The 24,607-nt window shown below is 64.5% G+C and carries 24 protein-coding genes; 15 read left to right on the plus strand and 9 right to left on the minus strand.

Annotated elements, in window-relative coordinates; translation table 11 throughout:
* The first annotated feature begins 53 nt into the window (after window positions 1-53).
* The 10 genes from AC07V5_RS25360 to AC07V5_RS25405 all read left to right on the plus strand — a co-directional run bounded on the left by AC07V5_RS25360 (window position 54) and on the right by AC07V5_RS25405 (window position 10,756).
* Window positions 54-521: a hypothetical protein gene (locus tag AC07V5_RS25360; RefSeq protein WP_268149217.1), complete on the plus strand. Its 468-nt coding sequence runs from the start codon at window positions 54-56 to the stop codon at window positions 519-521.
* 72 nt (window positions 522-593) lie between these two features.
* A complete protein-coding gene (locus AC07V5_RS25365) occupies window positions 594-1,715 on the plus strand; it encodes an efflux RND transporter periplasmic adaptor subunit (protein WP_268149219.1) in 1,122 nt (373 codons plus the stop codon).
* Window positions 1,715-4,816 carry an efflux RND transporter permease subunit gene (locus tag AC07V5_RS25370; protein ID WP_495118450.1) on the plus strand — a complete coding sequence of 1,034 codons (3,102 nt, stop codon included), beginning with the start codon at window positions 1,715-1,717 and terminating at the stop codon, window positions 4,814-4,816. Before AC07V5_RS25365 ends, AC07V5_RS25370 begins: the two co-directional genes overlap by 1 nt.
* Window positions 4,809-5,126 carry a DUF3240 family protein gene (locus AC07V5_RS25375; RefSeq protein WP_088481168.1) on the plus strand — a complete coding sequence of 106 codons (318 nt, stop codon included), beginning with the start codon at window positions 4,809-4,811 and terminating at the stop codon, window positions 5,124-5,126. The genes AC07V5_RS25370 and AC07V5_RS25375 overlap by 8 nt, the downstream gene beginning before the upstream one ends.
* A complete protein-coding gene (locus AC07V5_RS25380) occupies window positions 5,123-6,373 on the plus strand; it encodes a TolC family protein (RefSeq protein WP_088481169.1) in 1,251 nt (416 codons plus the stop codon). The genes AC07V5_RS25375 and AC07V5_RS25380 overlap by 4 nt, the downstream gene beginning before the upstream one ends.
* 24 nt (window positions 6,374-6,397) lie before the next feature.
* Window positions 6,398-7,183 (plus strand): HupE/UreJ family protein, encoded by a 786-nt coding sequence (locus tag AC07V5_RS25385; protein WP_088481170.1) that lies wholly within the window; start codon window positions 6,398-6,400, stop codon window positions 7,181-7,183.
* 33 nt (window positions 7,184-7,216) lie between these two features.
* Entirely contained in the window at window positions 7,217-7,567 is a 351-nt protein-coding gene (locus AC07V5_RS25390; RefSeq protein WP_268149226.1) for a DUF6488 family protein, read from the plus strand.
* A gap of 61 nt (window positions 7,568-7,628) precedes the next feature.
* Window positions 7,629-8,948 (plus strand): MFS transporter, encoded by a 1,320-nt coding sequence (locus AC07V5_RS25395; RefSeq protein ID WP_088481172.1) that lies wholly within the window; start codon window positions 7,629-7,631, stop codon window positions 8,946-8,948.
* Window positions 8,949-10,281: 1,333 nt separating this feature from the next.
* Window positions 10,282-10,419, plus strand: a complete 138-nt coding sequence (locus tag AC07V5_RS25400; RefSeq protein ID WP_163334438.1) for a hypothetical protein — start codon at window positions 10,282-10,284, stop codon at window positions 10,417-10,419.
* 94 nt (window positions 10,420-10,513) lie between these two features.
* Window positions 10,514-10,756, plus strand: coding sequence for a hypothetical protein (locus tag AC07V5_RS25405; RefSeq protein ID WP_144397093.1), 243 nt, complete (start codon window positions 10,514-10,516; stop codon window positions 10,754-10,756).
* A gap of 19 nt (window positions 10,757-10,775) precedes the next feature.
* Here AC07V5_RS25405 and AC07V5_RS25410 read toward each other — a convergent pair whose 3' ends face one another.
* The 4 genes from AC07V5_RS25410 to AC07V5_RS25425 all read right to left on the minus strand — a co-directional run bounded on the left by AC07V5_RS25410 (window position 10,776) and on the right by AC07V5_RS25425 (window position 14,394).
* Complete coding sequence (locus AC07V5_RS25410) at window positions 10,776-11,243, minus strand: hypothetical protein (protein ID WP_088481175.1); 468 nt, start codon at window positions 11,241-11,243, stop codon at window positions 10,776-10,778.
* A gap of 62 nt (window positions 11,244-11,305) precedes the next feature.
* The gene (locus AC07V5_RS25415) at window positions 11,306-12,076 is read right to left on the minus strand and encodes a hypothetical protein (RefSeq protein ID WP_088481176.1); all 771 of its coding nucleotides are present in this window, start codon (window positions 12,074-12,076) and stop codon (window positions 11,306-11,308) included.
* Window positions 12,077-12,098: 22 nt separating this feature from the next.
* Entirely contained in the window at window positions 12,099-12,707 is a 609-nt protein-coding gene (locus tag AC07V5_RS25420; RefSeq protein WP_193466476.1) for a mechanosensitive ion channel family protein, read from the minus strand.
* 94 nt (window positions 12,708-12,801) lie between these two features.
* Window positions 12,802-14,394, minus strand: coding sequence for a tetratricopeptide repeat protein (locus AC07V5_RS25425; protein WP_158218118.1), 1,593 nt, complete (start codon window positions 14,392-14,394; stop codon window positions 12,802-12,804).
* A 372-nt stretch (window positions 14,395-14,766) separates the two neighbouring features.
* On the opposite strand from AC07V5_RS25425, the gene AC07V5_RS25430 reads away from it, so the two are divergent.
* The 5 genes from AC07V5_RS25430 (at window position 14,767) to AC07V5_RS25450 (ending at window position 19,822) form a co-directional block, all read left to right on the plus strand.
* On the plus strand, window positions 14,767-15,813 hold the full coding sequence (locus AC07V5_RS25430) for a porin (RefSeq protein ID WP_088481178.1): 1,047 nt from the start codon (window positions 14,767-14,769) through the stop codon (window positions 15,811-15,813).
* 63 nt (window positions 15,814-15,876) lie between these two features.
* Window positions 15,877-16,323: a flagellar basal body rod protein FlgB gene (flgB, locus tag AC07V5_RS25435; protein WP_088481179.1), complete on the plus strand. Its 447-nt coding sequence runs from the start codon at window positions 15,877-15,879 to the stop codon at window positions 16,321-16,323.
* Window positions 16,324-16,401: 78 nt separating this feature from the next.
* Window positions 16,402-17,478, plus strand: a complete 1,077-nt coding sequence (locus tag AC07V5_RS25440; protein ID WP_088481180.1) for an ABC-three component system protein — start codon at window positions 16,402-16,404, stop codon at window positions 17,476-17,478.
* Window positions 17,475-17,969 carry an ABC-three component system middle component 2 gene (locus tag AC07V5_RS25445; protein WP_088481181.1) on the plus strand — a complete coding sequence of 165 codons (495 nt, stop codon included), beginning with the start codon at window positions 17,475-17,477 and terminating at the stop codon, window positions 17,967-17,969. Before AC07V5_RS25440 ends, AC07V5_RS25445 begins: the two co-directional genes overlap by 4 nt.
* On the plus strand, window positions 17,960-19,822 hold the full coding sequence (locus AC07V5_RS25450; protein WP_158218119.1) for a hypothetical protein: 1,863 nt from the start codon (window positions 17,960-17,962) through the stop codon (window positions 19,820-19,822). Before AC07V5_RS25445 ends, AC07V5_RS25450 begins: the two co-directional genes overlap by 10 nt.
* 86 nt (window positions 19,823-19,908) lie before the next feature.
* Here the strand turns inward: AC07V5_RS25450 and AC07V5_RS25455 are convergent, their stop codons facing one another.
* The 5 genes from AC07V5_RS25455 to AC07V5_RS25475 all read right to left on the minus strand — a co-directional run bounded on the left by AC07V5_RS25455 (window position 19,909) and on the right by AC07V5_RS25475 (window position 24,593).
* Entirely contained in the window at window positions 19,909-20,646 is a 738-nt protein-coding gene (locus tag AC07V5_RS25455; RefSeq protein ID WP_088481183.1) for a ZIP family metal transporter, read from the minus strand.
* Window positions 20,643-21,083: a DUF6328 family protein gene (locus AC07V5_RS25460; protein ID WP_241516792.1), complete on the minus strand. Its 441-nt coding sequence runs from the start codon at window positions 21,081-21,083 to the stop codon at window positions 20,643-20,645. The genes AC07V5_RS25455 and AC07V5_RS25460 overlap by 4 nt, the downstream gene beginning before the upstream one ends.
* Window positions 21,084-21,138: 55 nt before the next feature.
* Window positions 21,139-23,844, minus strand: coding sequence for a heavy metal translocating P-type ATPase (locus AC07V5_RS25465; RefSeq protein ID WP_268149236.1), 2,706 nt, complete (start codon window positions 23,842-23,844; stop codon window positions 21,139-21,141).
* A gap of 162 nt (window positions 23,845-24,006) precedes the next feature.
* A complete protein-coding gene (gene czcI, locus AC07V5_RS25470; protein WP_088481186.1) occupies window positions 24,007-24,369 on the minus strand; it encodes a cation efflux protein, CzcI family in 363 nt (120 codons plus the stop codon).
* 32 nt (window positions 24,370-24,401) lie between these two features.
* A complete protein-coding gene (locus tag AC07V5_RS25475; protein WP_088481187.1) occupies window positions 24,402-24,593 on the minus strand; it encodes a hypothetical protein in 192 nt (63 codons plus the stop codon).
* Window positions 24,594-24,607: the final 14 nt, after the last annotated feature.

Consider the following 24,607-nt stretch of genomic DNA (forward strand, 5'->3'; position numbering starts at 1 on the left):
AAATCGTCGGTGGAGCCCCACCGCTTCACTGAACTCGCCAAATCAAACCTCCCATGAGTCAGACCCCTACCATCGCTCGGCAGCCCGTCGTCAAGACGGCTTTGCTCATGCGCTGGTTTGTCGTTCTGCTCGTGGCGTTCGATCTCCTGAGCGCCCCGTTGCATGCCCACGCCCATGACATGGGCCCCGACATGCTGCTGCCTCACACGCACCAGGAGGCACACCGTGAAGTTCATGCCGATCATGTAGATCCGGATGTGAACAGCGAGTGGTCTCACGCCGAAGAAGCTGTCCACGACACGCTAGGGCACTCGAACGCCGCGCTGCGCGCCTCGGACGGTAGGGTTGACGTAAGTCCCTCCCTGGACCTCATCGTCTCCCGCGTGTGGGAAATCGTGGTTCGCCCCTGCGACGATCCCTTGGCGGTGCTGCCGGGAACGCCGGCGGCCGACCACATCCCGATACCCAGTCGTTGTACGTTGCGCCCCGAGGGGCGCGCACCTCCCCTGCTCCACAGCTGATCGCACGTCGCGCCGCACTGCGGCGCCGGATCTCGGCCGCCCCTGTCATGGCGGTCACTGTGGAGTTCTCCCATGTTTCAAATGCCCCGGGCGCGCGCTCTCGCGTCCGCAATTCCTGGCGCGCTCCTCTGCGCCGGCCTGCCTCTGTCCGCCATTGCAGCTGAGCCCGCCGCCGAGTTCGCCGTTTCGCCAGCCCAGATGCAGTCTCTGGGCGTCACGGTGCGCAAGTTGGACCAGCCCGCGGCGATCGCCGGCCTGGCCTCGCCAGCGCGGGTCGTTCTGCCGCCGAACCAAGACATCATGGTCAGCGCGCCGGTCGATGGCGTCATCGACCGGCTGCTCATCAATCCTCAGGATGTAGTCAAGACAGGCCAGCCGCTACTGCGGATCGCCAGCCCGGCCTACGGTGATCTTCAGCTCAAGCTCATGGAAGCCGACAGCCGCGCGAAGCTGGCAAGGCAGACCATGGAGCGCGAAAAGCAACTCCTCGCTGAGGGCATCATCCCCGGGCGGCGAGTGCAGGAAGCGCAGGCCGCGCAAGCCGGCGCGGATGCCGCGGTGAGGCAGGCCGAAGCCGCCCTGCGCCTTGCCGGCGCTGACGCTGCATCGGCGCGCAAGGCAGCGGCAAACGGCAGCCTGGATGACGCAATCACCGTCCGTGCACGCAGTGATGGCCTGGTGGCGTCGCTGGACGCCAAGCTTGGCCAGCGTGTGAAAGAAGCAGATCCCCTGCTGCGAATCGCCAACCTCCGCGAGTTGTGGCTGGAGGTGCAGGTGGCCGCCGGTACGGCGGTCCCACGAAATGCCGAGATCACAGTTCCTGGTCGCGACGTCAGCGCCTCTGCCATGTCAGTCGGCTCGCTGGTGGGAGAAGGCCAAACCCAGACCCTCAGGGCCCGGGTCACGAAAGGCGTAGACAAGCTGCGCCCGGGAGAGGTCGTGCAGGCACGCGTGCCGTTTGCTGCTGCCGGCGGCGGCTGGGGCCTTCCGCTGGCATCAGTCACGTACCAAGACGACAAGGCCTATGTCTTCGTGCGCAGCACAAAGGGCTTTGTCGCCGTGCCGGTGACCGTCGTCAGCAGCGCCGGCCAAGCCCTGCAAGTGCATGGCAACCTGAAAAGCGGCCAGGAAGTGGCAGTGACCTCTGTCATCGCGCTCAAGTCAGCTTGGTTGGGCATGGGCGGAGGCGAGTGATGCTGACCCGCCTCGTTCAATTTGCGCTCTCACAGCGCATCTTCATCCTGCTGGGGGCTGCCTTGCTGGCGGGCTTCGGCTGGTACGCCTTCCGCAACCTCCCCATCGACGCCTTCCCCGACGTCTCCAGCACCCAGGTCAAGGTGATCCTGAAGGCGCCCGGCATGACGCCTGAAGAGGTTGAGAGCCGCATCGTCGCGCCCATCGAAGTGGAGATGCTTGGCATCCCGCGCCAGAAGATGCTGCGCTCGGTGTCGAAGTACGGCATCTTCGACGTCACCATCGATTTCGAAGACGGAACCGATCTTTACTGGGCGCGCCAGCAAGTGGCTGAGCGCCTGGCGAACATCCAGGGCGACCTGCCCCAGGGCCTCTCCGGTGGCATGGCGCCAATCACGACGCCGTTGGGCGAGATGTACCAGTTCACCGTCGAGGCGCCCGAGATGACGCTCGAACAGCGTCGCGAGGTGTTGGACTGGGTCATACGCCCTGCCCTGCGCACGGTCCCAGGCGTGGCGGACGTGAACTCGCTGGGTGGCAAGGTTCGCAGCTTTGAGGTGGTCCCCGACATGGCCCGCCTGGGCATGATGGGCCTCTCCACCGAGGCGCTCAAGACTGCGATTGAGAAGAACAACCGGAACGATGGCGCTGGCCGACTGGGCCAGGGGGACGAAGTCCTGCTGGTTCGCGCCGAAGGCAGCCTGAAGAACGCAGACGACATCAAGGCGATCGTTGTCACCGTCAAAGGCAATGTACCCGTCCGGCTCGGCGACGTGGCTGATGTTCGCCTTGGCAGCGTGACACGCTATGGCGTTGTCACCAAGGACGGCCAGGCCGAAGCCGTCGAAGGGCTTGTGCTGGGGCTTGCAGGCGCCAACGCTCAAAAGGTAGTCGAAGGCGTCAAGCGCAAGCTCGCCGAGCTTGAGCCAACCCTGCCCAAGGGTGTCCACGTCAAGGCGTTCTACGACCGGGCCCAGCTCGTGGAGAAGGCCGTCGGCACGGTGTCGAAGGCCTTGTTGGAAGCCACCGTGCTGGTGCTGATCCTTCTCGGGGCGTTTCTGGGCAACCTGCGCGCGGCAGTCACCGTCGCCCTGGTGCTGCCACTCGCGGCACTGGCCACCTTCATCGCCATGCGCCTGAGCGGCATGTCCGCCAACCTCATGAGCCTCGGCGGCCTGGCGATCGCGTTGGGCATGCTCGTGGACGCAGCCGTCGTGGTCGTCGAGAACGTTGTGCAGCACCTCGGACACGACAAGACCGCGGGCAAGTTGCCACGGTTGCACGTGGTCCTGCGCGCCGTCAGGGAAGTCGCGACACCCGTGGTGGCCGGCGTCCTCATCATCGTGGTCGTGTTCTTGCCGCTGCTGACCTTGCAGGATCTGGAAGGCAAGTTCTTTGTGCCTGTCGCGATGACCATCGTCTTCGCGCTCTTCGGCTCGCTGGTGCTGTCGCTCACGGTCATTCCAGTGGTCGCGTCATTTCTGATCAAGCAGGTTTCGCATGAGGACCCCTGGGTGGTGCGAAAGCTGCTCAAGGGCTATGTACCGCTGCTCAACGGCGCTCTGCGGCGCGAGAAGGTCGTGTACGTCGTGGCCGTTGCAATGTTGGTCGTGGCGGGCCTCGTCTATACACAGGTCGGCAAGACCTTTTTGCCGACGATGGACGAGGGAGATCTCATCGTTGGCATCGAGAAGCTGCCCTCGGTCAGCCTGGAGGAGACCGCAGCGCTGGATCTGAAGATCCAACAGGCGCTGATGAAAAACATCCCTGAAATCACCGGGGTGGTGGCACGGGCCGGTTCAGACGAGATCGGACTGGACCCCATGGGTCTGAACCAGACGGACACCTTCCTCGTACTCAAGCCGCGCGAGGAATGGCAACTGGCGAACAAGGACGCGCTGATTGCGAAGGTGCGAACGGTGCTCGACCAGATGCCTGGCATCAAGTACAGCTTTACCCAGCCCATCGACATGCGCGTGTCCGAAATGATCATCGGCGTGCGCGGAGATCTGGCGATCAAGGTATTCGGACCCGACCTGCCGACGCTGAACCAGATCGCCGCCAAGATCGAAGGCGTCATGAAGACGGTGCCTGGCAACCAGGACGTCTACACGGTGCAAAACGACGGCGTGCAGTACCTGCGCGTGGTGATTGACCGCCTGGCCGCCGGCAACTACGGCTTGTCTGTCGAGGATGTTCAAGACGCGCTGCGGGCGCAGATCGAAGGACAGCGAGCTGGAACCGTCATCGAAGGCGCGCGACGCGTTCCCATCGTGTTGCGCGGCCCAGAACGCATGCGGATGTCACCAGCGGAGTTCGCTGCGCTGCGCATCTCGACATCAGACGGCCGCTCCGTCCCTCTGGAAACCATCGCCACCCTGCAGCGTGACACCGGGCCCGTGCAGATCAATCGTGAGCTGGGCAGCCGCTACAGCGTGGTCATCGCCAAGGTGTCCGGTCGCGACCTGGTCGGATTCGTGGAGGAGGCCAAGCAGAAGGTCGGCTCCGCGGTCCAGCTCCCCACGGGCTACCGCATCAGCTGGGGCGGCCAATTCGAGAACCAGCAGCGAGCCGCGGCGCGTCTTGGACTCGTCGTGCCGCTGGCGCTCGGCATCATCTTCATGATCCTGTTCTCCACCTTTGGCTCCGTGCGCCAGGCGCTGCTGGTCCTCAGCAACGTGCCATTCGCGCTGGTCGGCGGCATCGTCGGGTTGTGGGTGACCGGCGAATACCTGTCCGTGCCGGCGTCGGTCGGCTTCATCGCACTGCTGGGCATCGCAGTGCTCAACGGCGTCGTGCTGGTCAGCTACTTCAACCAGCTGCACGCCGAAGGCATGACGCTGCTCGACAGCGTGACGCTGGGGGCCAGACGGCGATTGCGACCGGTGCTCATGACCGCGTCCATCACGGCCTTCGGCCTGATCCCCCTGCTGTTCGCGACCGGGCCAGGCTCGGAGATCCAGCGTCCTCTGGCCATCGTCGTCATCGGCGGGCTCATCACCGCCACGGCGCTGACCTTGGTGCTGCTGCCGCTGCTTTACCTGCGCTTCGGCCAGCCGCGGGCGGCTGCACTTGCAACGCCGGAGGTGGCCCATGGCTGATTTCCCATCAAACCTGGTCTGTCTGCACCTGCTGTGCCCGGCGCTGACCGAAGAGCGGGTGCTCGACGCTCTGCTGGCCGTCGGCGAGGCAGGCGTTTTCACCAGCTCGCCAGCCTCGGGCCACGGCTACGGGCATGGCGCTCTGAGCACCCAGGATCAGGTCAGTGGCCGCAGCGATGCAGCCGTGGTTCAGGTGCTGGTCGCGCACGACCAACTGGACGCCCTGTTGACCCGGTTGCAACCCGAGCTGGTCCGTACCGGCGCGCGCTATTGGGCCACGCCCGTCGTTCGACAAGGAGAATTCAAATGAAGCGGCTGGCAGCGAGATTCATCGCATGCGCCTGGCTCTGCGTGACGCTGTCCGCGCGTGCTGAAGACGTGCCGACCCCCGGCTTCCTGCCCTCCACCGCACAGGCGAGTGCCTGGATCGAGGCCGATCCGGCCGTAGCGCGCGCCCGTCTCGCCGCGGAGGCCGCCAACCACGGTGGTGCGGCCATTGCGGCTGGCCCGCATGAGTGGACTGCCCGCGTTCAGGGCCAGCGGCGCAGCTACCAGGACAGCGGCGCACGCTCCAACGAATGGACGGCGGCGCTCGAGCGCGCCATCCGCGTCAACGGCAAAGCCGGATTGGACCGCCAGCTAAGGGACCTGGAGGTGGAGTTGGGCCGAGCCCGCCTCGGCGAGGCGCGCCACGAGGCGGCCCGGACGCTGGCCGATGCCTGGACGGGCGTCATCGTTGCCAAACGCCAGCACGCACTGCTGCGCGACCAGCTTGCCATCGCCATGAGCAATCTCGACGTGGTGACCAAGCGCCAGCGGGCCGGTGATGCGTCGGCGCTGGACTCCAATGTCGCGCAGGGCGACATCGGCAGCATTGCGCGTGATGTCAGCCAGGCCGCCACCGAAGTCGTCAAGGCTGAAGCCACGCTGCGCGTGCGCTTTGCGGCCGTGGTGCCGGACGGCATCGTGCTGCCACCTCCCCAGACGCCGGTCTGGCCCGAGGCCCAGTGGCGCGAGCGCGTGCTGGAGGAAGCCGACCCCATCAAGACTGCGGAGACGGAGTGGCGGCGCGCCGGCGTGACGGCCGCGCGGGCGCGGGCCGACCGCATCGCTGACCCCACGGTGGGCGTCTTCGCGGCCAACGAGGCGATGCGCAACGAACGGGTCGTGGGCCTGTCGATCAGCATCCCTTTCGGTGGCAGCTACCGCAGCGCGCGGGCGTTGCAGGCCGGCAAAGAGACCGACGCACTGCAGGCGGCGCTGGACCAAACGCGCCGCGAGATCGAGCTCGAAGCGGCACAGACCTACGCCGAGGCCACCGGCAGCCTGGAGCGCTGGCGCATCGCAAGCGAGACAGCCCGTCTCAGCGCTGAGAGCGCACGCTTGATGCAGCGCGCCTACGGCCTGGGCGCGGCGGACCTGCAGGCCTTGCTGCTGGCACGCCGCCAAGCTACCGATGCGGCACGCGCTGCCGTGCAGGCCCAGGGCGAGGCGGTGCGCTGGGAGATGCGTCTGCTGATTGACGCCCACCTGATCTGGGACCTGGCCCAAGACTGATCCACGTAATCAAGAAGGTCACTCATGCTCCGACTCTTTGCCCGGCCGCTGCTTGCGGTGGGCTTGTTCCTCACCTCGCTGGCCGCCTGGGCCCATGGCATCTCGGAAGCCGACAAGCAGCGCATGCTGGATGGCGGATACCTGCAGTACGTCAGCCTGGGAGCCAGCCACATGCTGACCGGCTATGACCACCTGCTCTTCCTGTTCGGCGTGGTGTTCTTCCTCACGCGGTTTGTGGATGTCGCCAAGTTCGTCACCGCCTTCACGCTCGGCCACTGCATCACGCTGATCTTGGCGACCTTCCTGAAGATCACGTGGAACTTTTGGCTGGTCGATGCGCTGATCGCCATCAGCGTGATCTACAAGGGTTTCGACAACAACGGCGGTTTCCAGAAGCACTTCGGCCGCGCCTCGCCCAACCTGCTGGCCGTCGTCTTCGGCTTCGGCCTGCTGCACGGCTTCGGCTTGTCGACGCGGCTGCAGCAACTGCCGCTGGGAGACGACCAGGTAGGCATGCTGATGCGCATCCTCAGCTTCAACGTCGGCGTAGAGCTGGGCCAGATCGCGGCCCTCGTCGTCATGGTCGGCCTGCTGTCGGTCTGGCGTCGGCGCGAGTCGTTTGCACGCTTCAGCGTGCTGGCTAACAACGCGCTGATGGCGGTGGGTAGCCTGCTGCTGCTGATGCAGCTGCACGGCTACCACCACGACATTGATGCAGAGAACCTGCGTTTCCCCGTCAAGGCGCATCGGCACGCCCACGAGGACCTGGAAGTCGAGAACAGCACCAAGACCGGGCGCGACAGCCTCTAAACAATATTCCCCTCCCCCCACCAAGGACTCACCATGAAGCAATTCGTCAGCACCTTTGCGGCCCTGGCCGCCCTGTCCCTCTCGGCGCCAGCCTTTGCCGGCGGCGAGGGCGACTGCCATTTCCACGGTTCCACCCCGGCCAAGGCCGAGACCGTGTCTGGCTGCGCCGTCAAACGCCAGCAGCAGCTCATCGCCAGCGGCAAGCTCGACAAGTCTTGGCAGGCCGTGAAACCCGCCGCACCCGAGCAAGTCGACGGCCAGAAGGGCAAGGAATGGAAGGTCACTTTCAAGGACGCTGCTGCGACGGACAAATCCAAGGAGACCCTCTACATGTTCTTCACCCCGCAGGGCAATTTCATCGCTGCCAACTTCACCGGTAACTGATGCGCCCACCTCGGTGGGCACATCGCCTGCCGAGGTCATTCAATATCAGCGGAGAAGCACCATGCTCGACGTCCTCGCCAACCGCACCTATCGGCATCTCTTCTTCGCTCAGGTCATCGCTCTGGTCGGCACAGGCCTGGCCACGGTCGCCCTGGGCCTGCTGGCCTACGACCTGGCAGGGGCAGACGCCGGGGCGGTCCTTGGCACGGCGCTGGCCATCAAGATGCTGGCCTACATCGGCGTTGCGCCGGTGGCCTCCGCCTTCGCCGAACAACTGCCCCGCCGCACTCTGCTCGTCACTCTGGACTTGGTGCGCGCAGCGGTCGCCCTGCTGCTGCCTTTCGTCACTGAGATCTGGCAGGTCTATGTGCTGATCTTCGTGCTGCAGTCCGCCTCGGCCGCATTCACGCCCACCTTCCAGGCCACCATCCCCGACGTGCTTCCCAAGGAGGCGGACTACACCAAAGCATTGTCGCTGTCCCGCTTGGCCTACGACCTGGAGAGCCTGGGCAGTCCGGCGCTTGCCGCAGTGCTGCTGACGGTCGTCAGCTTCCACAGCCTCTTCCTCGGCACCGTCGTGGGTTTCATCGCGTCGGCGTTGTTCGTCGTGTCGGCCGTGCTGCCCAAGGCCAAAAAGCCGTCGCGCCGCAGCGTCTACGAGCGTACGACGCGCGGCAGCCGCATCTATCTGGCCACGCCGCGGCTGCGCGGGCTGCTGGCGTTGAACCTGGCCATCGCGTCGGCGAGCGCCATGGTCATCGTCAACACCGTCGTGCTCGTGCAAAGCCAGCTGCAGCTCAGCCAGCGCTTCACGGCCGGCGCGCTGGCAGCTTTTGGCGCAGGGTCCATGCTGGTGGCCCTGGGGCTGCCCAAGCTGCTGGAGCGGCTGCCGGATCGAAGGGTCATGCTGTTCGGTGCCGGGTTGCTGGCAACCGGTCTCTTCCTCGGGCCACTGGCGGTCGGGCGATTCGAGATGCTGGTGGCGCTGTGGCTGTTGCTCGGCATCGGCTATTCGCTGGCACAGACACCGTCGGGCCGGCTGCTGCGGCGCTCCGCCAACGAAGAAGACCGACCTGCCCTCTTCGCCGCGCAGTTCGCCTTGTCGCATGCCTGCTGGCTCATCACTTACCCAATGGCCGGCTGGATGGGCGCGCGGGTAGGGCTCAATGCCAGCTTCCTCGCCCTCGGCACGCTGGCCGCGCTGACGACGATCATGGGCATGTGGCTGTGGCCCAGCGACGACCCGGCCGAAGTGCCACACACCCACCCTGACATGCCGGCAGAACATGCCCATCTCCACGCCCCGGCGGTCGATGACCAGGGGCGGCATAGCCACGCCTACGTCATCGATGACGAGCACCAGCGCTGGCCGAGAGACTGACCATGAGTGTCAAGACACGCTGCTAAGACTCCGTACGTCGTGGCAACCGCGTGGCGGTTCGCGTCGACGGTCGGCGCGGCTTGGACGCAATTCCTGATTCGGTTGTCTGAATCTGGTTGCGACCCGGATCGCACGGGCTGCCGTTGGACTGGCAGGGCCGTAGTGACGCAGGACGCTGCTCTTGGGGCCGGCGAACAGCGGTTTCTGGAGATCAACGGCTCGCCAATGATCCGCGCCACGTGCTACTGCTGGCCGGCCGGCGAAGTTGGCGGCGCGAAGCGACGCGCGATCCAGTCGAAGCTGAGTGCCGACATACCTGTCCGCCTCCTGAGGCGATATCGCGAGGCTTTGCTTGGCCTGAACAGCTTGGTCTGAAAGCCGGTCACCGTCTCCTCGACTGTTACCGTTTGCTTGCCACGGTTCTGCCAGTACCAGCCGTGGCTGCCATCGAAGGGCGCCGTGAACGACCCTGTTTCTTAGCGCTGGGCACCGTCCACGCAGTAGCTCGTGTCCTCCTCGTCGGCGTCGGGCCACTCGCCGTTCATGTCAACGAGTACTTCCGCACTGGCCGTCCACCGGAAGACTGTGGACGGCCCTCGGTCAACGCAGCCTTCACTTCAGCGCCCTTGCCGGGTGCAAAGGTCAGCGTCTCGGTCTTGGGCCACTCGTTGCTGGCCGTGAAGGCCCGAGCGTCAAAGCTGTGGCCGGGCTGCCGGCCCGCGACGGCCTCGGCCTCGGCGGGGAGAGCGATGTCAGCTGGGTTTTCAGCTTCGGTAGCCCGAGCCAGCGTCTGAGCTACGGAGAGGCTGAGCGCGAGCACGGGTGCGTTCGTCTGCGTCCGGAAGTCTCTTGACTTCACTCAGGGGGTTGTGTGCGCATGAATGTCGACAAGGCAATCGCTGTCGGCACCTCTGCCGTCCTCCCTCTTGATATGTCCCTCGCCGTGCGCTGCTTCGTACGGCGACATAGCCACGCAGTCGACGACGTACCGGAGTTCACAACTGCCATTCTTTTCTCCCTGGAGCTCGACGCTCTGTCTCGCCGTGCCCGCCGACTGCAACTTGGCGGGGGGGGCTGAAGTACGCCGAGACCGGCCGATTCAGCCCCCCCGAACGCAAATCCAACCCAAAAAACTCGTTTGGTGCTTTCGGGAGGGGGAGGTTTCGCCATCCGAATGAAGTTCGCCCCCTGAAACTTGCTGTCAGGCCAGGTTGAGGGGGCTGTTTAGGCTGAAACCAACCAAGGCCCACATGCCAGGTCCATCGACGATCCTTGCCTCAACTTCGGCCATCCGGCGAACCGTATTCACAACTCAAGTCAAAGAGGAGATCCCATGCTTGCTCAGTTCACCAAGATCATCAATGCATTCAGAGGGTTGCTCGAGAGCGCTGACCAGCACCGGGTAGGAGCATGCTTCATGCTCGCTACCGGCCTACTGATCGTTGCCGCGATCTACCTTATCCGTCATTGAGGGAGCTCGCCTACATGGGAAAGCGGCCCAGCGGCAAGTGCGCGGCGAGTTCCGCTGCTACCTTGGACATCCACTCGTCCCAATGGAGACCGCGATGACCAACTCCTCTGCCGGCCCAGCGCCCGCGCCTGGTGACCATCAGAAATCCCCCGTCCAGTTGCCGACCGAGCCGGACAAGCCGGTCGACGCGCCCATCACGCCGCAGCCGGAAGACAGCCCTGGACACGCCAATGCCAAGGCTCAGCCCGATCGGGTCGCGCAAAGCATTGAGGACGCCCATGCCGACGGGAGCGATCGGTCGAGCGAGACCGAATCGCCCCGAGGCTCAGGACCTTGAGTACACCGATCTCAGGCTTTCATCCGCCGCGGAGCACCATGTAGACGGTCGTGCCGCTGATCGCGGCGCCCAGAAGCGCGCCCACAACGGCTCCGATGATCACAGGTAGCCACCAGTTTTGCTTGAGGCGGTCCGCCTCGAGATTGACAGCAGACACAGCTGAGTTGGTTTCAGTCGTCAAGTTGGTCAGTGCCGTCTTGGCCTTGCCTTCCGCCTTGGTCAACTGCTGCCCGATGCGATCAGCTGCATCATCAACAGTGGTGTTGAACTTGCCTGCCACGACTTTTTCGATGTCGGCAGCCATCTGCTGTTGATTGGCGACCAACGTCTTCACGGTGCCAGCGACGAGCGCTGCGGCCGTGTTAACGCGCTGCACGGCGTCGCCTGCTGCTCCTTGCAGCGTCTGAGCGTGTTCGATGACGTCGGCAACGATGGGGACCAGCTCTTCGAGCGTCTCTGGTCGCTTCTTATCGGGATTGGATGACATGTGAGGTAGGTGATGAGGGCCTGCGGATGCTTGCAAATCTCCGCCCTGCGGTTGAAATGAGGTCAGAGGGATGGACCATGATCAAGCGTTTGCTGCTTCGGCTCGACTCCGTGTGCCAGCTCGCCAGACACCTCTCGGCGCTGCAGTTCCTGTCGCACAGCAGATGAAAACGCGCCGCGCGCGGCCTGACTTCGCGTGAACTCTTCCTCCCTGGCGCGCAGCCGGGCACGAAGCACACGAGAAGTCGCCTTCAGGTCTGTGATGTTCTCAAGCGGCAGGTATGACAAACCGCCATTGCTGCCGACGCCCACGAGTAGCCCAGAAGTTTCGTAACCGTCGAGGCAGCCGAAAAGCTTGATCAAGCGGAGGTACAGGTCCAGCTCTGCCTTATTCGGTGGGTCTTTGTGCGCATCCTCGGCAACCTGCTCGGCAAAGGCCTCAAGTGAGATCCCTCCGTGCTCCTCGAGCTCCAGGTAGGGCCGCACGTTCATTTGAAACGTCGAGTTGTCAAACTCGTCAATGATGTGCTGCCCGGTCTCGACAAACCAGTGAGCTCGCAAAGACGCTTTGCGAAGATCAACGTCTCGGCGCGTGGCGCCTCGGTACGTCGCCAGCTTGACGCGCTCCTTCTTCAGGTTGGCGCCAACGCGCTTGAACTCGATCAGCCGCCAAGCTCCAGGGAACTGCAGCATGACGTCACCCAGGACCTTGTCCAGTGGCGTCTGCTGCAGCAGATTCACGCATGAATCGATCTGCCTCGGGTTCTTGCCCATCACGAGCCCAAGCCCGTAGATGAAGTTCCCGATGATGACGTTCTCGTAAGGCGAAAGCATTCGTTCCTCCCCTGCCCTCTGGCTACGGGCCTCCTTGTTGATCCGGGGCTACCGCGGTCACGGCCGTACCGTGCCATCGCCGCACGACGCGCTGGAAGAACAGGCTGTTGGGCAGTTGCAGCGTTGTGCCGTTCTGCTGATCGCCGCTTTCGAGAAGCGTGGTGTAGACCGGATTGATTTCGACCACGCGTCCCTTCATCCCCGGCTTGTCACCCGCTTCTAGCAGTTCGACCGTGTCGCCAATCCGAAAGGACTTGGTGATGTAGATGAGCAGCGTGCAGAACAAGTTCGACAGCACGCTCCATGCTGCGAAGAACGCGACCGCGCCGACGGTTGCAAACCCCGTGAACGCCGTCCAGAGCACTGCGCCCGAGACACCCATGCGCTCCAACGCCCAGAGCAGCGCGCCGAGGTAGACCAGGGCGCCGACCACGCGAAGAAACAACGATGCCATGTTGACCGGCAGGCCGTACTTGGTCGTGACTCGGTCGATCAGCTTGTGGGCCAGCCGCATCAGCAGCCAGGCGCCCAAGACGATCATCACAACCTCCACCGCAGGAATGAGGATGTCGAGCCAGTCCGCTGCCCAGACGGGCAACTGGTCGTGTAGCGCTTGGATGAGCTTTCTCATGGAGGGAATGTCGTCGTCAGAAGTTTGAACGGATGTTCGCAGGCAGGAGTTTTACCTGCGCCGCCGCTTCGCGCCGGCAGTGTCGAGCTTGCGCTCAACAAGCTGTCTGCGAACCCTCCGCCGCCCCGCCCGGAAGCGCCATCGCCTCGTCCAGTTCGGCCTTCGCCATGCGCGCCCAGCGTCCCCCTCCACGAAGGACATCCAGTTCGTTAGAGCACGCCCTGGCAAAGAACATCGATTCGGCCAGACCATGAGCCTGTAGGACCTGCTTCAACCTCACCATGCGATGACGAAGATCGAAGTCCTGGAACTCTGCACCCCGTACGCCGCCGCCAGCGACTTGCGCCACGACGCGTCGCAGGTTGTGCTGGACTGACTCCGAGATGGCCGGCACCGCGCGCGGCGCGGAAAGCTTGGCATGGCGGATGAACGGATTGCGCCCCACGACGAGCCCCCACGGGCGCTGGCTGCCCACGAGGTCCACGGTCATCGCCTCGAGCTTGGTCAGCCCGAAATCCCTGGCCACCTGAAGCCGAAGTGCGAGCCCAGGACTGGACTGCTCAATCTCCTCCAGCGCGCGGGCTGCATCGACGTCACGGCTGTCCACGGGAAGAACGAAGGTGCACAGCAACCGGTGGGCGGCCTCATCGCCCGCTTGTGCCGCTTGGTACAGCCAGTGCATGCCTTGCTCGACATCGCGCAGCGAGCCTGATGCCCGCAGGATGGTTGCACCCAGCCGCCGCTGGGCAATCACTGCGCCGCTGGCCGCCGCCTTCTCCAGGCAGAACCGCGCCATAGGCGGGTTGGCAACCGATCCGTTGTGGTTCGAGTGAATCTCGTACAGCCGGCTCCATGCCTCGCCGTGGCCACCGTCAGCGGCGCGCATCAGGAGCGCTGAGGCCTTTCGGAAGTTTTGGCTCGTCACCAGCGATTCCCACGCCAGGGCACCGACATCCTGGCCGCTCAAGGCCAGTCCCAACATCAACGCCGCGCCGGTGTTGCCTCGTGCAACGCAGTCGTCGAGAAGGGCCTCAATCGCCCGACGATCAACAGCGGTATCCACGGGCTGCACCTTGCTGGCATAGCTGAGGGCTTCGAACACCTTGTCCGCCAAGCCAGCCTCAGGTGATCCATCCAACTCCAAGCTCACCGCCAGCGCCCGGAACAGGATCTGCGGCTCTTGACGCATCAACGCCCTGTCCATCGCAAACGTCAGCAAAGCGGCCCAGCCGATGCCCGGCACAGCCTTGAGGGAGCGAAGCCGCGCCACGACGCGTTCTTCGGACAAATCGTCCGGGGTATAGGCGGTCAGCACCTTCCTGGCAGCTGTCTCACCACCCGCCGCAGCGCTTCGGAACCAGCGCATCGCCTCTTCGGGATCGACGGCCGTCAATGAAAGCCAGATTGCCAGCTTCATCTGCGCGGCCGCTCTGCCGGCCTGCGCTGCTCGCTGCAGCGTGGCGACTCGCCCATGCGCAGCGATCTCGTAGAGGTCCAGCGACTCGACGATGAGCTGCAGCGTGTCGTCGGCTCGGGCGCGCTCAGCCTGCTGCAAGTACTCGAGCCCGAGCGTCACGTGGCGCGGGAATCCGCTCGTGCCTTGCAGGTATTTGCGGCCGGCCTCCAGGCAGGCCGCGATGTCTCCTCGTCGCGCCCTCGATATCAGTTGAGCATCGGGTCTTCTCATCCGCGCCTTCTTTGCAGTGGCCCTTGCCAAGCCGCCTGCGTCCGTAACGGCGTCGTGGACGCCAGTGCCAACGGGCAAGCGTAAGAAGGCGGCCATGACCGCTGCCCGTCCGGCGGATTACGGTTTTGTCAGGTTGGCGCGCCGATTCACGGGTTTGTCCAGCTATGACAAGGGTGTGAATCGAAATCGCTCATTTCGCGCAAGTGCCCCCTGTCGATTCGAAGGCACAGCAACCCTGCCTTTGCGGCACCGCGCACCAGCACGCGCCCACCCAAACGGTCGAGATCATGGATTTCCCTAGGCAGCTTCCCTAGCCTGCGTAGCGCTGGGGGCGATCCAGATCCCCCGGTACCTACTGAATAGGAGAAGTACATGAAGAAGCCAGTCCTCTTGGCCTTGGCATGCAGCGCGATGGCGAGCACCGCTTTCGCGCAAACCTCGTCGGTCACGCTGTTCGGTGTCGCCGATGCGGCCGTCCGCCAGGTGAAGAACGGCAGCGCAGGCACGGTCAAGGGCGTCACTTCGGGCGCCAACACGACCAGCCGCCTGGGCGTTCGTGGCGTTGAACAACTTGGCGGCGGCCTGTCTGCCGGCTTCCATCTGGAATCGGGTGTCGAGCTCGACACCGGCGCGGCCAACGCCAGCAAGTTCTGGAACCGCCGCTCCACCGTCAGCCTGATGGGCGAGTTTGGTGAGATCCGCCTCGGCCGCGATACCACCCCGACGTACAACAACGCGCTCAACGACGAGTTCGGCATCGTCGGCGTGGGTTCGCGCGGTGTTTTCGTCTACGGCTCCAGCGCAGTGCTGGGCAGCGGTGCGACCACCGCCCAACGAACCGACAACGGCGTCAGCTACTTCCTGCCCAAGAACCTGGGCGGCTGGTTTGGTCAGGTGCATGTCGCCGCCGGCGAAGGCGTCGTGGGCAACAAGTACACAGGCGGCCGTCTCGGCTTCGAGAACAACACGTTCCTGGTCGGCGGTGCCATTGGCCAGACCGACGTTGGCAGCACCCAGCCGAAGTTCAAGAACTACAACCTGCTCTTCAACTACAAGTCGCCCTGGGGCACGTTGCACACCCTCGTCGACGTGAAGAAGTGGGGCCCGCGCAAGGCTCAGGAACTGTCGATTGGCGCCACCGTCCCGGTGACCCAAGCAGGTTCGTTCCGGGTCGGCTACACCACCGTCAATCGCTCCGGTGGCCCGGTCGGCTCTGGCTATGCCGACGCCGACGACAGCACCCGCGTGGCGCTGGGCTACGTGCACGAGATGTCCAAGCGGACGGCGCTCTACGGCACCTACGCCAACATCAGCAACAAGGGTGCGGCGCGCAGCTCGGTTCTGTACACGACGCCGACCGGCATGCGCGGTGGCGAGAGCTCGTCCGGCTTGGAAGTCGGCATGCGCCACAGCTTCTGATCACCAAGGCAACTGCGAGGGGATGCGCTTCGGCGCTCCCCTTTTTCTCCGGTGGAGGTGTCCATGTCTAACGCACTCCGTCCCACGCCCAGCACAGGCACGCCTTCGGCGGCGCCGGATGACGACTGGAAGGCCACGGCTCTGGTCTTCAGGGGTCAGCGTCAGGCGCTGATCGCCAGCAACATCGCCAACGCGGATACGCCGCACTACCAGGCACGCGACATCAGCTTCTCGGCGGCGCTTGAAGAAGCCAGTCGACCCAAACCTGCGGCGCCGATGGCAACCTCATCGCCCGGCCACATCGCGCCCGACCTGGTGGCGCCCCGCAGCACCCTGCAGTTCGCGGAGCACGCCCTGCCGTCCCAGACCAACCTCGACGGCAACACGGTGGACATGGACAGGGAACGAGCGTCCTTCCTGCAGAACTCCATCCTCCACCAACTCGCCGTGGCCTCGCTGGATGACGAGCTGAAGGAGTTCAAGATGGCGGTCTCCGATCCGCGCCGCTGACCCCGGCGTCCGGGCTAGCCCCCAGGCGCGAGCGCGCCGGCGTCCACGAGAATCGTCTGCCAGCGATGCTCTCCATCCATGCCGCAGAACTCAGGCAAAACCCGTACACCGCGAACGAACCAACTGGTCGCCAAGGGCGGCGTTATCCAGCCGTCGGCACAAGTCATCCTGCTGAATCCCGATCAGTGGGAAGAGTTCATCCTGGCCGCCACGCGCCAGCGGCTGCTGCCCAGTGGTTCACCCTACGCGAACGTCAAGCGCCTCGGCGGCGCAGGCGACGGGGGCCGCGACATCGAAGCCCGGTATGGCCAGGCCCTCGTGCGCGACGGTTGGGATCTGTACCAGGGCAAGCACTACGCCTCCGGACTGAAGCCCAGCGAGGCCTTCCCCGAGATGGCCAAGTTCTTCAAGCAACTGGCCTTGAAGACCTACCCCCGCCCGAAGCACTACTACTTCTGCTGCCCGCACGCGGTCGGCAACCTGCTGCACAACATGATGGCCGCCGGTGCGGCTACCTTCAAGGCCAACTTCCTGGCCGCCTGGAAGGGCGAAAACACGGGCATGCAAGGCATGGCCGCCGAGCTGACCCAAGACGTCCAGGCCGCGATCGACGACTTCGATTTCGACGATTTCATCGAATGTCCGGTGCATGACCTGCTGGCCTGGCACGCGCTCGACCGGACGGCCCACCACGAGATGTTCGGCATCGTGCCGAAGCGCGGCGATGATGCGCCGATGCCCGCCCAACCGGCCAAGCACGAGACCGTCTACGTCGACCAGCTGCTTCGCGTGTATTCCGAAGACAAGACGTCTCCTGTCACCCTCGCCGATCTGGCCGGCAGCGAGTACGAAGAGCACTTCGATTCGCATCGCCAGCTCTTCTACTGTGCTGAGGGCCTGCAGCGGTTCAGCCGCGACATCTACCCCACTGAGCATGAGTTCGAGCGGCTGCTCGACATGGTTCATGCAGGCGTCCGGCCGACGGTGGCCCAGATCCGGCACAAAACGGGCATGGCGCGCGTCGACGCGGCCGTGGAGAAGGCATCCACCCTGCAGGTTTCGGAAAGCTGCCTGTCACCCCAGCTCCGGCCGGGTGACCTGCCCGGCACCTGCCATCACCTCGCCAATGGCGGTAGGCTCAAGTGGGTCAAATGACGAAACCCAAGCCCATCGCCGCCTTCAATTCGCCGTTCGAGCTGGGCGTGCGGATGGTGTATCTGCTGAATTCCCTGCAGCCGGCCGGTGCCGACCTCCAGAAGCTCGTCCTGCTCGACTACGCCGTCGTCTACTCGGACGATCTGGGGGGGCCTCCCAGCCTTCACACGCCGGTGCCGTACCGTGGCAGCGAATACCTCAGCCGCCGCGATCTCATTGCCCAAGGCCTGTACCTCATGAGCACCCGCGGCCTGGTCGCCGTTTCCATGGACGAATGCGGTATCACCTACTTCGCTGGCGACAGCGCACGGAGCATGGTTGGCGCGCTGACGTCGCCCTACCTGCGTGAGCTGGAAAACCGGTGCCGGTGGGCAGCCGCCACCTTCGCAGCGCTCAGCTCGCGCGACTTGACCGATAGATTCGCTCAGGAAGGGCGGCTGTGGGGCGCCGAGTTCGAAGGCGCCAACGCGCGGGGGCATCAATGGCAATAACGCTGAAGCGCCTGTCCGTCCACGGCCCTGGCTTGCTGCCGGCCGTGGTCGCGTTCGACGACCGTCGCACCCTCATCCGCGGCCCCAGCGACACCGGCAAGTCGCACATCTGGGACTGCATGTGGTTCCTGCTCGGCGGCACGGCGCAACCTGAGCAATTCCCAAAGTCGGCGGGCTATGACTCCCTCGAGCTCGCCTTTCTCCATGGCGAGCACGAGTACCTGGTGCGCAAAGCCGTGTCGGGCGGAGGCGCACGCGTCTTCGTGCGAATGGATGACCTGTGGGTCGAGGACGGCGCGCCGAACCCGCTCGAAGAGGTTGCACAGGAACTCGGCGATCTGCTCGTCAAGCTGTCCGGTGCTGAGGGGAAAAAAGTGCTCCATGCACGCAGCAAGAAGGGCGCCGTCACCGGCGACGACCTGCGGCATTGGGCGTTGCTGGCGCAGCCCAGCATGATTGCCAAGGATCCGACCAAAGGCAAGGGCCATGGGTCGGACAAGCGCGTCTCTTCCTATGCGCTGTTCCTGAGCGGCCTCGACGACTCCGCGGTCGAGCTGTACAAAAGTAGCGCGGTGAAGGACCAGGCCAAAGGCAAGCTGGCGGTAGCCCAAGCTGAGCTGGCGCGCGTGCAGAAGCTGATTCCGGCCGATACGGACCGTGCAGCTGCCGTCAAGGCTCTCGCCCGAGTCGACGAGCGACTGGACATGTTCTCCTCGCAACTTCAGGCGCGATCCTCCGTGCTCAAAGATGTCCGCCAGCAGATCGCTGCGGAAGGAGCGGCTCTTGCCGAGGCGTCAACTGAACTCGCCGGCGCCACATCGATGCGCGAGCGATTCGCGTTGCTCGACCTGAAATATTCCAGCGATCTTGCCCGGCTGGGAGCGACGGACGAGGGCATTGCCTTCTTCCAGGCCTTGCCCGAGACGCCCTGCCCGCTCTGCGGCACGCCGGTGGAACAGCACGCCGATCCCGACAGCCTGAAGCCCCGTGCGCCTTCGAAATATCGCCGCGCCATTGCCGCCGAGGCGGAGAAGATTCGCGACCTGCGCCGTGGATTGCAGCCGTCCCTTGCCCACCAGCAGGCACGCCTGGCGACGGCTGCCGCGGATGTGAGCCGTCTGACGGTGTCGTTGAAGACTCTTGAGGAGCAGGAAGCTCTCCTCCTGCGAACCGCCGGCGAGGAGTTCGATACCGACCCTCGCGAACTGGCTGCGTCCCATACCCGCTTTTCGTCCCTGATCGATGCCTTCGACGAGGCTAGCCGATTGCAGGGTGACATCGCGCGCCTCGAGCAGGAAACGAAGCAGAAGAGGACCGCGCTCGTGCGCAACATCGGGCAACACGGCGCCGAGGTCGGTGAGGTTGCTCGCCAGATGCTCAACGATTGGGGCTTCACCGGCATCAAGTCGGTCTACGTTGACGCTGCGGCGTGCGATCTGATGATCGATGGGCGCCGTCGCCTGAGCTATGGCGCCGGCAAGCGGGGCATCTTCCTGTCTGCGATGTTCATCGCGCTGATGCAGCACGCATTGAAGGAAGGTCACCCCCACTTGGGCACCGTAGTGCTGGATTCGCCGCTGAAGGCTTATGCACAGAAGCAGTCGACGGACACTGACCGCGACGTCGCGATTGCGACGGTGAACGACCGCTTCTATAGCTGGTTGTCGCGTTTCGAGGGCCCTGGCCAAGTGATCGTCCTGGAAAACGAGGAAGTGGATGCCGCCATGGCCGCCGCCTTGAATGCCATCGAGTTCACCGACGATTACGCGCAAGGGCGCCAGGGGTTCTACCCTCCCCGGCCCACGATCGCGGCAGCCCCGCCCCCTCCTGCGCCGCTCGACGATCTCGCTTAGCTTCTGGCAGCCCGCCGTGCATGCGGAAGTGGCTACCTCGAACTGCCCCGACGCTCCTTCATTCGGCGCAGGCTACGGTCGTCAGATCAGACCATCATCTCGATCATCAGGAGCGCCAGGAACCCGACGAAGAACATGGACGTCAGAACGGGTGTTTCGTCGACCTCATGAGCCTCCGTCAACAACTCCTCCGTGACTAGATAGAGCAGCGCAGCCACACCAAAAGACAGCACGCCGTCCAGCACGATAGGACTGGCGCTGGCCAGGAAGTAAGCCCCAATGCCTGCGCCGGCCATGAGCAGCACAGCAAAGGTGATGGTCGTGGCCAACACCAACCGACGCGCGTTTAGCCCTCGAACTGCAGCTGCGGTTGCCACGCCGAGGAATAGCACCTCGAGCGTCATCGCGATCGTGATCAGCAAGCCCTGCCGCTCCCCGGCAGCAAAGCTCACGCCAATCAACAGCCCATCCAGGGCGATATCGAGCGCTGAGGCCAGCAACAGGCTCGTGGGTAGCGCGGAAGGCGCGGTCTTCTCCTCGCGCTCCTCGAGCCGGCGCGCCAGCGCCTTGAGGAGGAGCATGGCAATCACACCCAGCGCGAAGCCACCCAGAGTCACCCACGGCAACCGACGGTGAACGACGTCGGGAAGAAGCTCAGTTGCCAACGCTGCGAAAAGCACGCCGGCGGCAACGTGCTGAACGGCGCTCTGCACCTTCGGGCCTGGCGTGCGCACTGCCGCCACGACACCGCCCACGATCACTGCCGCCGCAGGCACTGCGGCAAACATCATCACGCCGGCAAGCGATATCGGCTGGGCGCTCATGCGGACTGCTTTCGGTTCCAGGTCAGCGGCACCAGCAACCACATCAGGCCGATGAGCGTTCCGATGACGGCCGCTGCGACGTTGCCAACGGTGTGCCCCAGCACCTCAGACAGCACGAACTGCGTCGCCAGGACCAACGCGATCGCTAAAAGTGCTGCGCCGACCAGCATCTGCCTGCTCGCCCTCGCCTTGAAATCCGCCCGCCTTCGCAAGGGCCGCATCAGCCGGTGCTGGACAGCCGGCGCCGTGAACAGCACCAGGGCCGCCACCGAGAGCATGAACGTGGCCAGGAAGACGTTCTTCTCAGCCTGGACGATGCTCTTGAATCCCGGTGCGAACGGAACGGCGATCAGGAAGGCGGACAGCAGCTGGGCGGTGGGTAGCAGTACCCGCAGCTCTCCCAACATGTCTGTCAGGTCGCCGTCGTCATCGTCCATGGCCTGAACCGTCGGTGTCGGACGATTCTGTTGATCCTCGGGTCTCATGGCAGCCTCAGCCCTTCGCCTCGGCGGGCTTCCCAGCGTCAGCCGCCTTCGCGCTCTTGTCGAAGGGCTTGTAGGCCAGCAACCGCAATGCGTTGAACACCACGAGCAGCGTCGACCCCTCGTGGAAGATCACGGCGGTTCCGATGCTCAGGCCGAGGATGGTCGAAGGAATCAGCACCGCAACGACGCCCAGGCTCACCCACAGGTTCTGCTTGATCACGCGACTCGTGCTGCGAGACAGGCCTACCGCGAATGGAAGCTGCGCCAGGTCGTCTGCCATCAGCGCAACGTCGGCCGTTTCCAGCGCAACGTCGGAGCCGGCTGCACCCATGGCGATGCCCACGGTCGCGTTGGCCATGGCCGGTGCATCGTTGACGCCGTCTCCCACCATCGCGACCTTCCCGTGCTCGGTCCGGAGCTTCTTGATCTCCTCAACCTTCTGCTCTGGCATCAGGTCGCCCCGAGCCTCGGTCAGACCGACCGTCTGGGCTACTGCTTCGGCCACCTTCTGGTTGTCACCAGAGATCATGATCAAGCGCTCGATGCCCAGCTTGCGCAGCTCGGCCATGACCTCTCCCGCCACGGGCCGCGGCGTGTCCATCACTCCGATCACGCCCAGGAACTGGCTGCCCTTGCGAACGATCATGGTGGTCCGCCCGTCGGCCACGAGCTTCTTGTTCGCCTCGTCGACATCCGTGGGTACGTTGGAGTCGGGCAGCTCGGTGAACAACACCGGCTTACCGATGTGCACGGTCTCGCCGCTGAGCTGCGCCTGCACACCCCGTCCCGTGATGCTCTTGACCTCAGACGCCTGCAGCAAGTTGGCCTTGTCTCCCAGACGCTCCTTGGCACCCGTCACGATGGCGGCCGCGAGCGGGTGGTCGCTGTGCTCTTCCACCGCAAGCGCCACTGCCAGCAATTCCTCCTCAGGCACCCCCTGCGCAGGCACGACGTCGGTCAGCTTCGGCTTGCCCTCGGTCAGGGTGCCGGTCTTGTCGAAGGCGATGGACGTCAGCGTGCCCAGGTTCTCCAGCGGGCCGCCACCCTTGACCAGCACACCGCCGCGTGCCGCGCGCGCCACGCCGCTCAAAACGGCGCTGGGCACGGAGATCGCCAAAGCGCAGGGGCTTGCAGCCACCAGCACGGCCATTGCCCGATAGAACGTCTGCGAGAACGGCTCGTCGATGACGAAGCCTGCGCAGAGCAACAGGCCAACCAGCAACAGCACTGATGGCACAAAGATCCGCTCGAACTTCTCGGTGAACTGCTGAGTCGGTGACCGCTGTGCCTCCGCCTCTGTCACCATCTTGATGACGCGCGCCATCGTCGATTGGTCGGACTTGCGCGCCACCATCACGTCCATTGCGCCAGCGCCATTGATCGTGCCGGCGAAGACTCGGTTCTCCGCGGCGACTCGCTCGAAGTTGCCGATGGCCGTCTTGCCGTCTTCCACAGGTCGCTTGTCGACCGGCACGCTTTCACCGGTGACCGGCGCCTGGTTGACGCTCGAAGTTCCCACCACGACCACGCCGTCCGCGGGGAGGCGCTCGTTAGGCTTCACGACGACGACATCACCCACCTGCAGCTTGTCCAGAGCTACCACTTCGGTTCCGGAGTCGCGTCGGACTGTGGCCGTTTCCGGCGCGAGCTTGGCCAACGCCTCGATCGCGCGCCGCGCCCGTCCCATGGCGTAATGCTCCAACGAGTGACCCATGCTGAACAGGAACAGCAGCAGAGCGCCTTCAGCCCACGAACCCAGGGCGGCGGCGCCGGCCGCGGCGACAAGCATGAGGGTGTCGATCTCGAATCGCTTGGCGCGCAGGTTCTCGATCGCTTCCTTGACCGTGTAATACCCGCCGAAGAAATACGCGAGTACGTAGCACGCCGTCGGTAGCCAATCGGGTCCCGTGCCTGCGCGGCCGATCAGCCAGCCGGCCAAGAGGGCCATGCCCGACAAACTGGCAAAGATCAGCTCTGTCTTTTCACCGAACAGCCCGCCGTGTTCATGGCTGTGCTCGCCGCCCTCCCCCTCCTTGTCGTGGGAATGGCCGGCATGCCCTTTCTCATCGTGCTTGTGCGCAACCTTGCCCTTTTCCTCGCCGGCATGGTCATGGCTGGCCTTCGGGTCGTGGTCATGGTCGCTGTGGTCGTGTCCCGCGTGCTCATCGTTGGCAGCCTTGTCCGCAGATTCGCCCGGTTCTGGCGCGGCAGCGACGGGTTGGCTGGTCGTTTTGCGAACCGGGGCTTTCGATGCGCCTTTGTCGCCGTCGATCGTGATGTCAAGCGAAGTCAGACGCTGGTTCAGTTTGGCCTCGTCGATGCGCGTCCGATCAAACTCAATGCGCACCACGCCGCCGGGCGAAACGTCCGCCTCGATGACACCCTCCAAAGCCCGGAGCTGTTCAGCGAGCCGCTGGGCAAATCGCGCGTGCATGGGCAGGTTGACCCGTCCCAGAATATGCGCGAACCGATCCGTGAGTTCGAGCCCTTCAGACTCGACCAGCTCGCGAACGCGGCCTAGCGAGATCACGTTGGGGTCGTAGTGCACGCATAACTGGGGCTTGCCCTCGGCAACGCCAGTGACGTGGGCGGCATCGATGCCAGGTCGACCGGCCAGCTTGTCCTGCAGGCGCTTCACGCAGGGATCGTCGGTGCCGTGGATGTCCGGCAGCACCAACGGGAGATCCAGCCGCAGCTTCTGGTTCTTGCTCATGAACGGCGTCGCTTTCTTGGAAGGCGGCGGCCAGCAGTTGGGGTGAGGTTGTGCTGGCTGCCTGCTGATCGGACTCGCTTTGGCCAGCGGCCATGGAGTCCATCGGTATCGCCGGCTGAACGTTTCCGGCGGCCTACCCGTCGCTTGCGCGCCGGGCTCAGATCAAGTCAGCGATGCCCATTTGGGCCGGTCAATGGTGGGTACCAGCAACCTGGAGTGCGCTCCCCGAACGGTCGTGACCGGCTGAGCGATCTGGTCGACCCTGGGAAGAGTCTGAGCGTCCGACATCACAGTGCCGCCACTCATGTGGCAAGCAATGCAGTCGGCGTCATCGGCGCCGCCCTGCTGGCTCTTGTCGGCCGAGGCGTCGGAGGTCTTGGCAAACTTGCCTGCGTGCTTGTGCGCGTGGTGTCCAAAATGGCTCACCTCCGTGCCCTGCTCGTGCTGACAGTATCCAGCGGCCGCCCCCCAGACGAACTGGAAAGGCAGCACTGCGAGCAAGAAGGTCAGGAGAGCTTTGCGCACCGAATGATCCTAGCAGTGGCCTGTGTAGGAGGTCACCGCTTTTGGCGTGCCCGACGGCGCTTGTCACGACGCTCCTCGCGCCGCTGTTCCTTCTTGGCGCGGTCCTGGCGAAGGAAGTAGATCAGCAGCAGCAAGGAAATGACGATGACCGCAACGGAGGTGCCGAAGATGTAGGTCGCCAACCCCGGATGCCGCTCACGCAAGTGCTCAAACAAGTTCAACATGGCGGCCTCCTTTC

This window comes from Roseateles sp. GW821-FHT02E12, from assembly GCF_059421665.1.